The organism is Leifsonia sp. HAY1-4F, from assembly GCF_056755275.1.
In genome coordinates, this window is sequence record NZ_JBNDHX010000094.1 from 1 (window position 1) to 14,741 (window position 14,741).

The window sequence follows — 14,741 nt, forward strand, 5'->3', positions numbered from 1 at the left end:
GACCAGGATGAGGACGAGCCAGACGATCCAGGCGAAGGACGTGATGTCCATGACGTCCCCCCTTTCACTGCTTGATATGACGGTAGCAGGTACGCCCGACGGCCCATCCAACCCACTTGGTAGTCTCAGGGTGCAGGACATCGACGCCGAGGAGCATTCGTGGCACATCCCCTTTCCCCTGGTTCGCTGACGGGCAAACGCGCCCTCGTGACGGGCTCGTCGCGCGGAATCGGCGCCGACACCGCGCAGTATCTCGCGGAGGCCGGCGCACGTGTCGTCATCAACTACCGGAACAAGGAGGCGCGGGCGCTGAAGCTCGTCGACTCCATCGCCGAGAAGGGCGGCACCGCCATAGCGGTGGGCGCCGATCTGACGGACGCCGACTCGATCGCGGCCATGTTCCGGACAGTGGAGGAGGCGTGGGGAGGCCTCGACATCCTCGTGCTCAACGCCTCGGGCGGCATGGAGTCCGGCATGGCCGAGGACTACGCCATGAAGCTCAACCGCGACGCCCAGGTGAGCACGCTCACCGCAGCGCTTCCGCTGCTCGGCGCGGGCTCCCGCGTCGTCTTCGTCACGAGCCACCAGGCGCACTTCATCGAGACGACGCCCACGATGCCCGAATACGAGGCCGTCGCACTGAGCAAGCGGGCAGGCGAGGATGCGCTGCGCGCGCTCCTTCCCACCCTTGCCGAGAAGGGCATCGAGTTCGTCGTCGTCTCCGGCGACATGATCGAGGGGACGATCACGGCGACGCTGCTGAACCGGCTCAACCCGGGCGCCATCGACGCACGCAAGGAGGCGGCAGGTCGCCTGTACAACGTCGGGGAGTTCGCGGCCGAGGTGGCCTCGGCGGTCGTAGACCCCGTCCCCGCCGACCACACGCGGCTCGTCGGGGACGTGTCGAGCTTCGCTCCGGCCGCCGAGTGACGGTAGCCGAATGAAGATAGCCGTATGAAGGCGACCGACCTCGACCTGCTCGTCGGCGTCGGAGCGCCCGCCGTGCACCCGAGCGGCGGCCGGGCGGTCGTCGCTGTCGCACATCCCTCGCTCGAGGCGGATGCGACCGTCGGCCAGCTGTGGACCGTCCCGTTGACCGGGCATGCATCACCGCGGCTGCTGACGCGCGGATTCCGGGACACGGTTCCGCAGTTCTCACCCGACGGGCGCCTGCTGGCGTTCCTGCGCGCCGAGCCCAAGCGCCCGCCGCAGCTGCACGTGGTGGACGCGGCCGGGGGAGAGCCTGTCGCTGTGACGGATCGGACACTGGGCGTGAGCGAGTTCGCCTGGTCGCCGGACGGCCGGACGCTCGCCTTCGTCAGCCGGGAGCCCGAGCAGGGTCGCTACGGGACCGTCGAGGGTATCGACCCGAGCGGGGAGCGGGCCCGACGCATCCACACGCTGAAATATCAGGCGAATGGCGTCGGCTACACGATCGACCGGCCCGCCCACGTCTTCGTGGCGCCCGTGCCGGATGTGTCCGCTGCACCCGTCCCGCCGCCTGCGCCGTGGCCGGACGGCTCAACGGGCACGGCGACGGGTGTCGCCGAGCCGCGACAGCTGACGGTCGGACCGTGGGATGACGAGTCGATCGCGTTCTCGCCGGACGGCCGGAGCATCGCGTTCGTCTCGGCGCGTCACGCCGGCCGCGATGTCGACCTGCGCTCCGACGTCTACCTGGTGTCCGTCGATGGGGGAGAGGCCGCGGATCTGACCGGTCGGCACGGCTCGCTCAGTGTCCTGGCCGCGCAGTACACGGCCGATGGCCGATTGTTCTTCACGGCTCAGGACCTGGGAGAGAGCGGACGCGACTTCGTCGCCAGGAACACGGCGCTGTATGTCGTGGATGCGGCGGGTGGCGCACCGCGGCTGCTGACCGATCCCGAGACGGTGGACTTCACGGAGTCGGCCATCACCCCGTACCGTGACGACTCGGTCCTCGTGCTCGACCGGCGCCGGGGAGCGCTCGTGCTGACCGAAGTGACCGCAGCGGGGGAGAGCCGTACCCTCACAGATGAACACACCGTCGTCGGTGGTGCGGGCGCGGCCGGCGAGATCGTCGCCGTCGCGTTCGCCGACGCGCGGACAGCGGGCGATGTCGCCGTCGTGGATGGGGACGGCCTCCGCCACTTGACCGACTTCTCGGCGCCGTTGCGCGGTGAGGGAATCGTCACCCCGACGGAGCTGACCATTGTCGGCCGCGACGGCTACCCGGTACACGGCTGGGTTCTCGTGCCGGAAGGCGAGGGTCCGCATCCCGTGCTCCTCAGCATCCATGGCGGGCCGTTCGCGTCGTACACGCACGCGTTGTTCGACGAGGCCCAGGTGTACGTGTCGGCGGGTTATGCGGTCGTGATGTGCAATCCGCGTGGGTCCGCCGGCTACGGCCAGGCGCACGGGCGCGTGATTCGGCAGCGGATGGGGACGGTCGACCTCGCCGATGTGCTCGACTTCTTGGACGGCGCCATCTCGCGGGTTCCGGGCCTCGACGGTTCACGGGTGGGGGTGATGGGCGGCTCATACGGCGGCTACCTCACGGCCTGGACGATCGCCCACGACCACCGTTTCGCGGCGGCGATCGTCGAACGCGGCTTCCTCGATCCGGAGGCCTTCATCGGCACGAGCGACATCGGCAGCTTCTTCGCGGACGAGTACACGGGAACGGATGCGGACCTGATGCGCTCGCAGAGCCCGCAGGCCGTCGTGGATCGGGTGCGAACCCCGACGCTGGTGCTGCACTCCGCGAACGACCTGCGCTGCCCGCTTGGCCAGGCCGAGCGGTACTACGCGGCATTGAAGCGTCACGGTGTCGAGGCGGAGCTGGTGATCTTCCCGGGCGAGGACCACGAACTGAGTCGCAGCGGACGTCCGCGGCATCGTCGTGAGCGCTTCGACATCATCCTGGACTGGTGGGCTCGCCACCTCCCCAGCCGCAGCAACCACAGCTGACAGCGACAGCCCCGCCCGATCGCTCGAGCGGGGCCGCGCTGCGTCCTTCCCTATGCCACGCGCGGTGCCGTGGTCGGCCCCTCGGTCGCCTTCAGGACGTCCCGCCCGAAGGTGAAGGCGCGCACGAGCCCGATGATGCCGAGCACGATGAGCGCGATCGCTGCGAAGAAGAGCAGGAACACCGCGGACGACGCCGGCAGCACCAGGACGACGATCCCGGCGATGATGCTGAGGATCCCGAACGTGATCGACCAGCCGGACGACGCGGAGCGACCGGCTTCGGCCAGCGCCATGATGCCGTCGATGATCCAGCCGACGCCGATGAAGGCTATCGCGAAGATCACGAGCGTGACAGCGGCGGCCGAGACGTTCTTCAGTGCGACGATCCCGGCGAAGATGAGCAGGACTCCGAGAATGATGCTCAGCGTTCGTGGGCCGCCGCGCATCCCGCGGGTGAAGATCCCGACGACCAGGCGCATGATGCCGGCGATCAGGAAGTAGATTCCGAGGAAGACGGCCAGCACCGACAGTGTCTTCTCGGGCCAGAAAAGCAGGACGATCCCGAGGATCAGGGCGACCGCTCCGCTGACGGCGAGCGTCGTCCGGAAAGCGTTGATGGCGGCACGCGTCATGTTCCGCGCGTCGAGGGAGAACTCATGCAGTAACGGGTCGGTCGGATCGTTGACACTCATCGCGGCATCCCTTCGTCGAAGCGGCCGCCGGGCGGCGGTTGATGCTGACATTAGCGCTCAAGACGTGCGTTGTCAGGACGGCAAAATCGTGGGTGCGGCCAGCGGGGGAGAAGCGAGAAGCCATCACACACACGGCGTCATAGCCCTCGAGGCTCCGCCGCGGGCCGCCGGTGCGAACGTCGCACGAGGAGCACGACGCAGAGGGCGACAATCAGTAGGACGAGGGCGAGGCCGACGTAGGGCCACGGGTTCAGGTACCACGGTTGAGGGGGGTCAAGCCGAACGTCTGTGGCATACGTGTCGGCGATTGTCGTGCCTGCGCCGGTTGCAGGGTTCACCTGGTCGAGGTAGGCCTCGAGTGAGAGTCGGGGAGCGGTGCCCTTCGTCGGCAAGCCCCGGCCGGCGTTCAGCCGGTAATAGACGGTGAGGTTGGAGTTCGCGCGAGCGGTGAGACCGTTCTTGGGCGAGATGAATCCGTAGATCGCGCTGCCGTCCGCGGTTGAACCGTGCAGGGAGAGCGTCGTGAAGGGACCGTCGGCACCGTGGGTGCTGTACGAGACGTGAAGATCGAAACGGTCGACGGCGACCGTCGACTTATCGCCGGCGTAGACGTCGAACTCGACCTGCGAGCTACGGATGTCTTCGTTCGTGGGGTTCGTGAACGTCGTGGTGAAGGTCCGCGGTGCGCCGCCCGGCTCGAGACTGGCGGGGAAGGTCGCGAAAGCCTGCGGAGCGGTGTCGGCGGCTTTGCCCTGATAGATGCGACTCGTCCCCGAGTGTCCGCCACGCGCCTCGTGGGCGACGAGTGCGCATGTGACGGAGTCGGGCGAGCCTGTGTAGGTGGTCGTCACTTCGCCCGCGTCGTCCGTCCTGGCCGCGGAAGCGCTGAAATCGCCACAGGTCCCGTCACCCGAGACGACGTAGGCCGTGAAGCTCACGGCGTCTCCGCTTACAGGGTCGCCGGCGCGGTCGTAGACGGTGACGCGGAGCCCCGCCTTCGCCTCCTTCTTGTCGGTCGTGTTGGGCGTGACGTCCGAGAATACTTCGGCGATGTCGTGCGGCGACCTGACGGGATCGGTGGTCGCCTGGCGCTCACTCTGGGCGCATCCATATCCCATTCCGTAGTGCGTGTAGGACGAATTGCTGAACTCGGTCTGCGTGTAGTACTTGTCGCCGTTGATCACCTGGTTGTATTCCGTGGTGAATGGATGCGCCGGGTCGACCGAGCCTGACGCGGTGCCGTAATCGTCCGCGCAGATGTCGCCGATCTCATGATCGGTGCGGTCCAGCCATGCGCTCGATTCCGCGTTCGGATCCGTTACCGACTCGGCGAGCTCGTGGCTGAGGGTGCTGATCGCCCCATCCAGCGCGAGACTGCCGTTGGGGGACTGACCCCCGTCGCAGTTCGAGGCTTCGAACGGCTCGTTCCCGTAGACGACCTGGTCCGACGCCTCCCCGAACAAGCTGTGGTACCCGCAGAACGAGGATGCGGAAGTGGTCTTGTCACGATCCATGGTCTCGACGCCAGGGGGCAGGAAGACCGGGTAGAAGTGACTGAGGCCCGTCGGCAGCCGATTCGCCTCGATGATGCGCGCGAGTTCGTTCCGCAACTGCTGATCGGTGATGCAGATCCGGGCAGCGTCGGACTCCGGCGTGCAGCCGTTGCCTGGGAACGCGGACGGATCTGCGATCGGGGAGCCTGCCGTAATGCGGTATCGCAGGGGAGTGGTCGAGCCGTCCGCTGTCGCGTTGTACTCGGTCAGGACAGAGTAGACGTTGTCGTGCTGTCCGCTCGCGGCGGCCACGTCCGCAATATAGCGGTCGATGCCGTTGATGTACCCGTCCGGGAACTGGTCTGCGCCGGGCGGGCTCCAGAAGACCGGGATCACGACAACGCCCTCGGGAGATTCGGTGTCCATGACAGGGCCGCCGGTGTACTCGAGCGGCGGCTGACACCCGTCGCAGTAGTGAGCGTCGTCAGGCGCCGCCGTGCGGCCGCTTGTCTCCGCAGCCGTGCTGGCCGGCGCCAAGGACATGAGCCCAGCACCAAAAGCTAGTGTGACGATGGCGATCAGTGCCGCAAACCGGCGCACACTCACCGCGAAAAGACGAGGATTCTTCTGAGTTGGCATTGCGACTTCCTCACGGGTTGTCAATGCTGACGCGGTGAACCGGCAACGATCCGTGGTGAGCGCACGCGCCGGTGGGTCGCCTGCTTGTTGTCGCGGCGACCCGCCTTGGGCGGAGCCCGATCCACCCATCGATATCGTCTACCTCGCAGGGCAGGTGGGAGTAGACGGCTAATTCGACGTTGAAGGCCGACACCCGACGTGGGAAACCAAACCCTGCGACGCAAGCGAGAGGGAGGCCTCGCGTCCGCAAGCAGGTGCTTAGGACGCATAGTCGCGACCGCCGCGATAAACGAAGCAGTATCGCGGGGTGGGTTCGCCCGGTGGCGGTCCCGGGACGACAACCTAGGCTCGATTCGCCTCGCACAGCGACTGGGACTCACCCATTACGAGACCAACCTCGGCGTCCGACTCGGTTGAGACGACTTCTCCGATGATCTAGTTTCAGAGCTTTGAAGATTCGAGGACGAACAGCAGGAATGCCAGGAATCGGCCGCTGGGTCGGTTGGCGAACTCCTCAGGGAACAGCTCATAAGCCTCAGAGGAAGGCGCCGGTTCGCTGATCGTCACGATTCGGAACCCGGCCGCTACGAACGCATCGATCATCGCGTGGAGTGGTCGGTCCCAGAACACCAGTTGTGCGCTCTGCCCGCCCATGTTCCATTCTTCGGTTCGGGCTCTCACTCCGAAGTATTCGGAGCTGCCCCCCGAGAGCCGGTCGCCGAGGAACGTAGCCGAAGGGTGCTCCTCGGAGATTACAAGTCGCCCGCTGGGTTTGAGGATCCGTCGGAACTCGGCCAGCGTAGGGCCCCAGTCCTTGAGGTAGTGGAGCGCCTGCGATGCGATGACGTCATCGAAGGTGTTGTCGTCGTAGGGGAGGGCCTCGCCGAGATCGGCGACCGCGAGGTCAGCGTCGGTGCCGAGTCGGAGCTTGGCCTGTTCCAGCATCCCGACGCTCGAATCGATGCCGGTGACAATGGCGCCCGCGGCGCGCAGGTCGGCAAAGATCGGACCGGAACCGCAACCCGCATCCAGAACTCGCCGTCCGGCAACATCTCCGACGAGTTCGGCGATAGCTGGCCGATTGTAGTACTCGTTCAGGAGGCTGGTCTCGTTCATCACTGCGTAACCCTCAGCGATCGAGTCGTAGGCACGAGTCATGAGACTGATCGTGACATACGCCTTCGCTTGGAGACGGGAGCTGAGAGGGATTCTCAGTTCTGTCGCGTGCCGTGCTTTAACTGGCAGGAGCGGGAGTCACTGACGAGGGAGTTGATTTCGCGCGAGCGGGGCGCGTGCGTAGTGAGGCGGGGTGACCCACATGGGGGCGCCGGGTAATTTGGTTGCTGAAGGTAGCCTGTGACAATGCGGCACGAACCGCGGTGAACGGGAGTATTCGATGATGGATCCCCAGACCGGCCAGACGAATCCATTCCGCAAGCCCATGCGGATTGTGGGCGGTTGGCGCGCTGGGTTCGTCGTTGGCTCCTTTTGCGTCCTCATGGGCTATTTGTATCTGACCGAATACGTGTTGCCCGCCTTCGTCGATCCGGTCGCCGCAGACCTCGGATCGCTGGCGCTGGTCGTCGGGTTCTGGGTGTGCAGCGCGCGCCTGTTTCGGGGCCACGGCGAACCGGTCGACCCTCCGCGCCCGTGGTGGCAGATGACGCATCGAAGTCCGGCCAGCTGGTTCCTCGCTCTAGTGACGGGGGCGACGTTCGTGTGGGGTGTCGGGCGGGTAGTGACCGGTGGCATCATCGGCCCCGGGGACTCGCGGGCGTGAATTCTCCTGGTAACCCTTCAACTGGTGACAAGCGCCGCCTTGGTTTCGCTGCTAATTAATTCGGCGATCCGCCTCAGCCGCAAGAGCGTCCTGCAGAACCCTGCGAACGCACCTTCCACCCTTGCGAGAACCCAGCCTGACCAGTAGATACGGTCCGCGACTACAGTCGCTCTCGTGACGGACAACGACGTGCCCACGACGGTCTACCACTACACCACGACCGCTAACGCTCTGAACATCTTCACGTCTGGAGAGCTCTGGGCGAGTGACCTCAGGTACTGCAACGACGCCACCGAGACTAAATATGGCAGAGACGAAGTGCTCAACCGGGTGACCACCCTCGCCGAGCAGATCAGACGCGAACGGGTTTGCGTTCCGCCCGGCCACACCAACGAGACCTACTGGAACGGCGACGACCCAGAATTCTTCGCGAGCATCTTGGACCGCATCGCCCAAGAGCACCGCGACGTCTCCGTGAACTCGGGCGCGACACCATTCGGAGTGGCCTTCTCCAAGGATCCCGACAAGCTCAGCCAGTGGCGCGGCTATGCCGGCCACAACGGCTGCGCCATCGGAGTCGACCGAAAACGGTTGATCGCTGACTTTCCAGCCTTCCAGCTAGCAAGTGAGTTTTGCACAGTCGCGTACGGGCCGGACGGGGTTGAAGCCGCCTTCACGCGGATCAAAGAGTACGTCGCGCCCGAAGGCCGGACGTCCACCAGCTATGACTCCGAGCCGCATCACGCGGTAGACAGCCTGGCCGTGGCGGCACGTGCGCTCCTGTCGGTCAAGGACAAGGGCTTCGCCGAAGAGGAAGAGGTCCGGCTCCTCTTCTCCATCCCGCCGTACTACCGGGGCGAGGGCTACAAGCGCGACGACGATAAGGGAGTTCCTGGGTTCCGCGTCAATGCAATGGGTCTCCTCGTGCCGTATTGGGTCGTGCCAATCAATCGTGAGGCGATCACCGAAGTGTGGGTCGGTCCTGGCGTTCACCAGGAGCACAACAACGCGGCGTTGCATGATTACTTCGAGGGAAAGTTTACCGGTTGGTTCGACCCATCGGTGCACCCTGAAATCCGCTCGTCCGAAATCCCTTTCCAGTAGCCCATCTTCCGGTTACAAACTGGCAAGAACCGGGGTCGATAAGGCCGGAGTTCTCTTGCGAGGACCTGGGATTATGTTGAATCGTCGCGCTTGTGGGAGTTCTTGCGTCTAATGCAAGTCCCGTAAGTTGATCGCTGATAATGCACATTATGTCAGGATGAAGGGGCGTTGATGCATCTGATGCACGCCCTCGCCGCCGCCGCCGGTAACCTCATCCAATGCGCGACTACACGGAACTTCCTGCGCTGCAGTACTTCGTCTTGGAGGAAAGTTGGGTCCTTGGGATAACGGCGCGACCCGGATCGCTTGAGATCGAGATCGATCTCACATTTGCGCGGGATCATCCCGAATTGCGACCGCCGCGTCAGGGCGACCAGATCTACGGTCGCGTCGGGCTCATCCGTTTCACGAGCGTGAGCTCTTTGGATTGGTCGGGACAAGGAAATCCCCCGGCGATCGATGCGTCCGGTGAGCGCGATTGGGGCGCTATCGATTCGTTCACCTGGGACGCGGCCACCTACGAGCTGACTGGTGATTTCGGGAGGATTCGAGTGGACGCGGCTTCGGTGGAATCGCTCCTGACCGGGCCTGTCTAATTGAATCTCACCTCGAAACGCCCCCTTCCGACTTCTTCGCGGGAGCCGGTGGTGAAATCGTTCGATCGTGTTCGTTTCTGAGTGCGTCGTAATTCTCAATGCGAGCAAATGTTCTTCTTGATGAAGGACCCACGCCATCAGAGATTCGACAAATTGAACGGCGCTTGCGCTTCGAGTTCAACACCGACCACCGCCGGCTACTCGAGACGGTCCAGCCCGCCGGCACCGGATGGCTGCACTGCAAGAAGGACAGCGTCGAACACATCCGAGTGGCACTCGATTGGCCCCTGGAAGGTTTGCTGTTCGACGCTGAGAACAACGACTTCTGGCCCGACGGTTGGTGCCCGAAACTGGCATCGACTTCTGATCAGAGTCGAATTGCAACCGAACACATCGAGACCTGGCCAACGCTGATCCCCTAACGGGCATCGGTACATGCCAGCGGCGCCAGCGCCTACCGGCGCACCCGTATTCTCCGGCTATCAAAGCGATGTCATCGTCTATGGCCGAGATCTTTTGGAATACCTGCAACACGAGCTCCGGCCAGCACAACGCCCAGCCCCGATCGACGATGAGAACAGGAAGATGACGACGGCCCTCCGCCGGCGTCGAGGGCGCATCGGCGTGAGTCACGAAGACCCTCCGTGGTCGGGATGCGCCCACATCCTGCCCGGAGTTCTTCACCTATCTCAGCCGTTCACAACCCGCCGGGCAAGGCACCTAACGGACGTAGGGCCCTGGGCACTTGTCAGCGGCAACCGCTCGTCGAACCTGACTGATCCGAACGGTCCCACCCTGTTTTGCAACGGCCGCGGGTATGAACAGACAGCCCACGTAGCGGGCCCTGTCGTAGATGAAGCATGACGCATTCGGGCTATTCGTAGCCGCCCAGGCTGGCGTCGACTCTCCCGGACTCAGGATGGCGGGATCCGACGTGCACACCGACACCGTGTATGCCCTTTGAGTGTCGTTCACAACATGCAGGTCCGTGGTGGGAATCACGAACAAGCGGTTCAAAACGACTATGGCGCCGACCATTCCTGCGCCCGAACACAGCACCGCGGCGCAGATCAGGAGTATTAGATCCTTTCTGGTCATGGTCGACGACTCACCATTCGATTTCGTCCTCCTGCTGTCCGCAACAATCTTCTCCTGCGGTGCCCGACAGGATCGCTGCTGGCGGCGCCCGACAGTCCGTCGGTACTCCTCCGGAAGTAGCTGAGGATAATCCGGTGGCAGCTAGCCTGACGATCCTGCGTTCAGGAGGATAACTGCATGAGCACAACCCGGCAGAGACTTCTGATCCCCCTCGCGTCATTGGGAGTCGTGGGGCCGATCCTCTTCGTCGGGGACGTACTCATCGCTGGCGCACTGCGCCCCAATTACTCAGCGCTGGATCAGGCCATCAGCGCCCTGGGCACAGGTCCCGGTGGTTGGCAGGAAGATGTTGCGGCGTTCATCCTCGGCTTGTGCCTTCTGGGGTTCGTGGTTGCGTTCTCCTGGAGCATGATCGGCGTGATCAGCCACGCGACCATTGCGTGGACTGCTATCGCGTTCACCGTTTTCAGCCTCGTTTGGATCACGGTCAGCTTGTTCACCTCGGCGCCGCCCACGCGGCGGGTGCACACGATAGCTTCGCTCGTCGGTGAGATCGCGGTCGTCGCCGGAATCGCGATCGTCGGATTCGGTCTTCGCAAGACTGCAAACTGGAAGGCAGAAGCGCGGATCTCGCTCATCGTGGGCGCAATCTCACTCGTCGTGCTCGTCCTCACGTTTGCGACATCCCAGCCCAAGGTTGCCGAATCGGTGCACCTAGGCGGTTTGTTCGAGCGCATCCTCGTGGTCGTCGTTCTCGCCTGGTTCACCTACATCTCCGTCAGGCTCGTACAGCGCGCTCGAAGCACAACTGCTGCCCTCTCAACGATCGAATAAGCCGAGTGCTGTTCAACGCCTTACCCACGCAATCTCGCTGGTCGTGTGGTCGCCATGTCGGCGTAGCGTCCCGCGCTTCCTGTCGCGGGGTGAGCTTGGGCTTATTCGCGCGCACGCGTCCCTGGGCCGTGGCTCGGACCATTCCACTCAGAATCGTCGCCGAGTTCGAAGCGGACCTGATCCGAATGCGAATGCGTGAAACGCGTCCGGCTCCCCCGCTCGATGAATACCTCGCCCCAAAATCCGCAGGGGTGGTCGTTGAGGCGGGTGACGAGAAGGCGCGATACGGTGGTCACGAATCATGAAAGTCGAAGAAGACGTTGCGGGGCCGCCGGTACTTATGCTTTTCTGCGGTCTGCCCGGATCCGGAAAGACGACGCTGGCGCGTCGATTGGCAGGACAATCGGGTGCTATCCGATTCAGCACCGATGAATGGATGGCGGATCTCGGCGTCGACCCCTTCGACGCGATCCGCGATCGTTTGCAGATGCGGCTCGACCACCTGTGGAGAGAACTGCTCGCCCATGGGCAGAGCATCATTCTGGAAGATGGCACGTGGAAACGAGCAGAACGCGACGAGATCCGCCGCATCGCCACATCCGCGGATGCCATAACCGAGATGCACTACTTCGACATTCGGATCTCCGAACTCTGGCGACGCCTCGAACTGCGCAACGCCGACCTTCCCTACGGGACCGCACAGATCACGATCGACGTTCTCGAACAATCGGTGCGGAGATTTGAGAGACCGGACGAAGCAGAACTGTCCTTGTTCGATCGCAGGATCATCCACTACGGGTGAAGGCTGCCGCCTCTCCCCCGGGATCGAATTGAAAACCACGCGATCGCCCGGCGCAACGCTTCCTGTCGCGGGGTGAGCGCAGGCTCTGTACGGTGGACAGCGTGGCTATGCACGTGTACGGGGTGAGTTCGGTCTCGCTCGACGACGACGAGGACCTCGACCGCCTCAAGGCCTATAACGCCTACATCGAGGAGATTCGGCCCGGGCTCCCGGCATCCGTACTCGCCCTTCTCGGGTCGAGTGTGCATGACGGTGCGGTCGTGGAGTGGACAGCGGCCGATGATGTCTTCGAACTCACCTTCGTAGCCGATAACGCAGTGGAGAATCTCTCTCGCATCACGCTGCGCTTCTCGGGGGCGTCCGCCGTGGCCAACGACACGGACGACGTCGCTACTCTGCGGCTGCTGGATGGTTCCACCGAGTTGCTCTCGTACGAGTTCGACGTACTCGACGACGGAAGGTTCCGATATCAGATCTTGGTGGCGCCGACAGGTGAGTTGGCCATCACCTTCACCGATGTGGAGATGCGACGAACACAGGCGACTGCCGAGGAGTACAGCGCGTTAGGGAGTCGGCCGGACACAGGCCGGTGGGGCCGGTGGGCGGATGCGTGGCTTGCGGACGAGCTGCCGCTTCATCGAGCCGCTCAACTCGGGGATGTCGGTGAGATCACCAGACTGCTCGCCATCCCTACCCCTGCGGATGAGATGGATCCGCATGACCGGTCGACGGCACTTCACGCGGCGGCAAGGCGCGCGCAGGTCGAGTCGATGAAGGTGCTTTTGGCGGCCGGAGCCGACATCGATCATCTCGACGCGCTCGGCCGATCCGCTCTCGCCATCGCCGCCACCGAGCAGGATGACCGGGGATTCGTCTTCTTGCTTGCCGCCGGGGCCGACGTGAACGCCGGTCCCGGCCGGACAGCTCTCATGGAGGCAGCCGCGGCAGGCACCACCACCACCATTCAACGCTTGCTCGATGCCGGCGCGAGGGTTGACGTCCAGGACTCCGACGGGTGGACGGCGCTGATGTATGCCGCCGACGGCGACCGAAGCGACTCGATCCGCGACTTGATCGCGGCGGGCGCAGACCCGAGCATTCGCTCTAGCGACGCCTCCACAGCTCTCGACATCGCGCTGGCCCGTGATCGACCCGAAGTCATTGAGCTTCTGCGGCCGCGGGAGCGGCGCTGAACGGAAAAGAAGTCCGGCCGATTCGAGCCTATTTGACGAGCGAAGTCGAATCGGGGTCCACGATCACAATCAATCCCATCCGAATCGTGCCAGCAGGCGCTGCGCTGTCAGACGTGGTCGCACGCGCACTCCCCGATCCCCCAGCAGCGACGCTGAATGGAAGGCGCGCTGAGCATCCCTGCGCCCAGGGCTGTGAGGGGTCGGCGGGCATAATCAACAGGCAAACCCTGCCGTCGGTGGCGACGGAGAGATAGTACGACGCGGTCGGTGCGCGCCCTGCCAGTCGCGACGACCCGGCAACGATCTAGGACGGATCAAAACCCGTGATCCCCGTCGGAATCGCGTCAGCGCGCGTTTGCGGTTGAGCGAAGCTCGGAATTGCCCTCGCCGCCTCTGGCAGCGTGCTCCGGGCTGCTGGAACAGAGCTACCGCTCCGAGCGCTGCGCCCACCCGACTATGACGCCGACCACAAGACCGACGTACGCTTTGCAGCGTGACGGCCGTGCAGCAGAACTGCTTTACGGCATTACGGAGTATCATGGATCCATGACTTATCACGGGTACGTCGCCGTTCAGGGCCGCGGTGTGGTGGCTCTGCCCGCCGAGCTGCGCCGTCGGCTGGGACTGGACGCAGCTGGCGCGCAGATGGAGATCACCGAGCGGGAAGATGGTGTGCTCGAGCTACGGCCCACCGTGGCCGTGCCGGCGGACCAGGCATGGTTCTGGACTGAGCGATGGCAGCAGCGGGAGCGTGAGGTCGATGCGCATGTCGCCGCCGGCCAGGTGACGGTGCACGAATCGACCGACGACTTCCTCGCCGCCCTCGACGAGCTCGCCGAAAAGCCGATCGCCTCGAAGTGAAGTTCCAGACCACTCCAGCATTCGATACCGACTACAGGCGCCTCAAGCCAGAACACCAGGCCACCTTTCGCGACGTTGTCCGCACAAGCTTCGCACCCGCGTGCAGCGCCTTCGCCGAGAACCCAATCAGCGGATGGCCCGCCAGGCTGCGAATCAAATCCATGCGCGGCGCCCCGGGGATCTACGAAATGACCTGGTCCTTCTCCTCCCCCGATGGCCGCGCCACGTTCGAACTCATCACCATCAACGGCGAGAAATACTGCAGGTGGCGCCGCGTTGGCGACCACGCGTCTACCGCAACCCGTAACGAGTCGTGACTGCCCTGCTCCCCTCTCCCCCGACCTCTACGCCCGGAGACAGCGAACCGCGGTGACCGCTTGCACGGCCACCGCGGTTCAGAGTTGCCCGATTACTGCATAACGGCCGTGCTGTCGATGACCCCGTAGGTGCCCGCTGAACTGGCGTTCTTCGTACCCGTGACGCGGACCGTCAGGGTGTGGTTGCCCGCTGACAGGGTTGGGCTGATCCAGACCAGCTGGTTGCCGGCACGCGCTGAGGCGTAGAGGTCGACGAGGGTTTCGGCTCCCCCGTCGATGGATACTCCGACGATCCCGTGGTTGGAAGCCTTCACCGCGTAGTACGCCACTGAGGTGCCGTTGAACGCGAAGGAGGCGGTGTCTCCCGTGGTGTTGCTGTACGA

Annotated in this window: 15 protein-coding genes and 1 pseudogene; 12 read left to right on the plus strand and 4 right to left on the minus strand. The window is 64.2% G+C overall.

What is annotated here, in order from left to right; all coding sequences use genetic code 11:
- From ACPYOG_RS15445 to ACPYOG_RS15455, 3 genes are all read left to right on the plus strand, one after another.
- The coding region (locus ACPYOG_RS15445; protein WP_481295064.1) for a hypothetical protein at positions 1–190 on the plus strand (190 nt) is incomplete at its 5' end.
- Entirely contained in the window at positions 160–930 is a 771-nt protein-coding gene (locus ACPYOG_RS15450; protein ID WP_481295065.1) for an SDR family oxidoreductase, read from the plus strand. The genes ACPYOG_RS15445 and ACPYOG_RS15450, both read left to right, overlap by 31 nt.
- 24 nt (positions 931–954) lie before the next feature.
- Positions 955–2,949 carry a S9 family peptidase gene (locus ACPYOG_RS15455; RefSeq protein WP_481295066.1) on the plus strand — a complete coding sequence of 665 codons (1,995 nt, stop codon included), beginning with the start codon at positions 955–957 and terminating at the stop codon, positions 2,947–2,949.
- Positions 2,950–2,999: 50 nt separating this feature from the next.
- Here ACPYOG_RS15455 and ACPYOG_RS15460 read toward each other — a convergent pair whose 3' ends face one another.
- The 3 genes from ACPYOG_RS15460 to ACPYOG_RS15470 all read right to left on the minus strand — a co-directional run bounded on the left by ACPYOG_RS15460 (position 3,000) and on the right by ACPYOG_RS15470 (position 6,931).
- Positions 3,000–3,641 carry an HdeD family acid-resistance protein gene (locus tag ACPYOG_RS15460; protein WP_481295067.1) on the minus strand — a complete coding sequence of 214 codons (642 nt, stop codon included), beginning with the start codon at positions 3,639–3,641 and terminating at the stop codon, positions 3,000–3,002.
- Between the two features lie 137 nt (positions 3,642–3,778).
- On the minus strand, positions 3,779–5,560 hold the full coding sequence (locus tag ACPYOG_RS15465; RefSeq protein WP_481295068.1) for a hypothetical protein: 1,782 nt from the start codon (positions 5,558–5,560) through the stop codon (positions 3,779–3,781).
- A 654-nt stretch (positions 5,561–6,214) separates the two neighbouring features.
- The gene (locus ACPYOG_RS15470) at positions 6,215–6,931 is read right to left on the minus strand and encodes a class I SAM-dependent methyltransferase (RefSeq protein ID WP_481295069.1); all 717 of its coding nucleotides are present in this window, start codon (positions 6,929–6,931) and stop codon (positions 6,215–6,217) included.
- Positions 6,932–7,169: 238 nt separating this feature from the next.
- On the opposite strand from ACPYOG_RS15470, the gene ACPYOG_RS15475 reads away from it, so the two are divergent.
- The 9 genes from ACPYOG_RS15475 to ACPYOG_RS15515 all read left to right on the plus strand — a co-directional run bounded on the left by ACPYOG_RS15475 (position 7,170) and on the right by ACPYOG_RS15515 (position 14,358).
- Positions 7,170–7,553 (plus strand): hypothetical protein, encoded by a 384-nt coding sequence (locus ACPYOG_RS15475; protein ID WP_481295070.1) that lies wholly within the window; start codon positions 7,170–7,172, stop codon positions 7,551–7,553.
- A gap of 174 nt (positions 7,554–7,727) precedes the next feature.
- A complete protein-coding gene (locus ACPYOG_RS15480; protein WP_481295071.1) occupies positions 7,728–8,657 on the plus strand; it encodes a DUF2971 domain-containing protein in 930 nt (309 codons plus the stop codon).
- 218 nt (positions 8,658–8,875) lie between these two features.
- Positions 8,876–9,253, plus strand: coding sequence for a hypothetical protein (locus tag ACPYOG_RS15485; protein ID WP_481295072.1), 378 nt, complete (start codon positions 8,876–8,878; stop codon positions 9,251–9,253).
- Between the two features lie 164 nt (positions 9,254–9,417).
- A complete protein-coding gene (locus ACPYOG_RS15490) occupies positions 9,418–9,675 on the plus strand; it encodes a hypothetical protein (RefSeq protein WP_481295073.1) in 258 nt (85 codons plus the stop codon).
- 853 nt (positions 9,676–10,528) lie between these two features.
- Positions 10,529–11,185: a DUF998 domain-containing protein gene (locus ACPYOG_RS15495; RefSeq protein ID WP_481295074.1), complete on the plus strand. Its 657-nt coding sequence runs from the start codon at positions 10,529–10,531 to the stop codon at positions 11,183–11,185.
- Positions 11,186–11,486: 301 nt separating this feature from the next.
- Complete coding sequence (locus tag ACPYOG_RS15500; protein WP_481295075.1) at positions 11,487–11,987, plus strand: P-loop nucleotide/nucleoside kinase family protein; 501 nt, start codon at positions 11,487–11,489, stop codon at positions 11,985–11,987.
- 107 nt (positions 11,988–12,094) lie between these two features.
- On the plus strand, positions 12,095–13,180 hold the full coding sequence (locus tag ACPYOG_RS15505; protein WP_481295078.1) for an ankyrin repeat domain-containing protein: 1,086 nt from the start codon (positions 12,095–12,097) through the stop codon (positions 13,178–13,180).
- 546 nt (positions 13,181–13,726) lie between these two features.
- Positions 13,727–14,041 (plus strand): AbrB/MazE/SpoVT family DNA-binding domain-containing protein, encoded by a 315-nt coding sequence (locus ACPYOG_RS15510; protein WP_481295076.1) that lies wholly within the window; start codon positions 13,727–13,729, stop codon positions 14,039–14,041.
- Entirely contained in the window at positions 14,038–14,358 is a 321-nt protein-coding gene (locus ACPYOG_RS15515) for a hypothetical protein (protein WP_481295077.1), read from the plus strand. The genes ACPYOG_RS15510 and ACPYOG_RS15515 overlap by 4 nt, the downstream gene beginning before the upstream one ends.
- 92 nt (positions 14,359–14,450) lie before the next feature.
- Here ACPYOG_RS15515 and ACPYOG_RS15520 read toward each other — a convergent pair.
- A pseudogene (locus tag ACPYOG_RS15520) lies at positions 14,451–14,741 on the minus strand (hydrolase); the annotation flags it as partial.

Coding starts and splice junctions, on each gene's coding strand:
- ACPYOG_RS15485 (WP_481295072.1), top strand. CDS start 8,876: ATGCGCGACTACACGGAACTTCCTGCGCTGCAGTACTTCGTCTTGGAG.
- ACPYOG_RS15510 (WP_481295076.1), top strand. CDS start 13,727: ATGACTTATCACGGGTACGTCGCCGTTCAGGGCCGCGGTGTGGTGGCT.
- ACPYOG_RS15495 (WP_481295074.1), top strand. CDS start 10,529: ATGAGCACAACCCGGCAGAGACTTCTGATCCCCCTCGCGTCATTGGGA.
- ACPYOG_RS15470 (WP_481295069.1), bottom strand. CDS start 6,931: ATGACTCGTGCCTACGACTCGATCGCTGAGGGTTACGCAGTGATGAAC.
- ACPYOG_RS15475 (WP_481295070.1), top strand. CDS start 7,170: ATGATGGATCCCCAGACCGGCCAGACGAATCCATTCCGCAAGCCCATG.
- ACPYOG_RS15465 (WP_481295068.1), bottom strand. CDS start 5,560: ATGGACACCGAATCTCCCGAGGGCGTTGTCGTGATCCCGGTCTTCTGG.
- ACPYOG_RS15505 (WP_481295078.1), top strand. CDS start 12,095: ATGCACGTGTACGGGGTGAGTTCGGTCTCGCTCGACGACGACGAGGAC.
- ACPYOG_RS15460 (WP_481295067.1), bottom strand. CDS start 3,641: ATGAGTGTCAACGATCCGACCGACCCGTTACTGCATGAGTTCTCCCTC.
- ACPYOG_RS15500 (WP_481295075.1), top strand. CDS start 11,487: ATGAAAGTCGAAGAAGACGTTGCGGGGCCGCCGGTACTTATGCTTTTC.
- ACPYOG_RS15455 (WP_481295066.1), top strand. CDS start 955: ATGAAGGCGACCGACCTCGACCTGCTCGTCGGCGTCGGAGCGCCCGCC.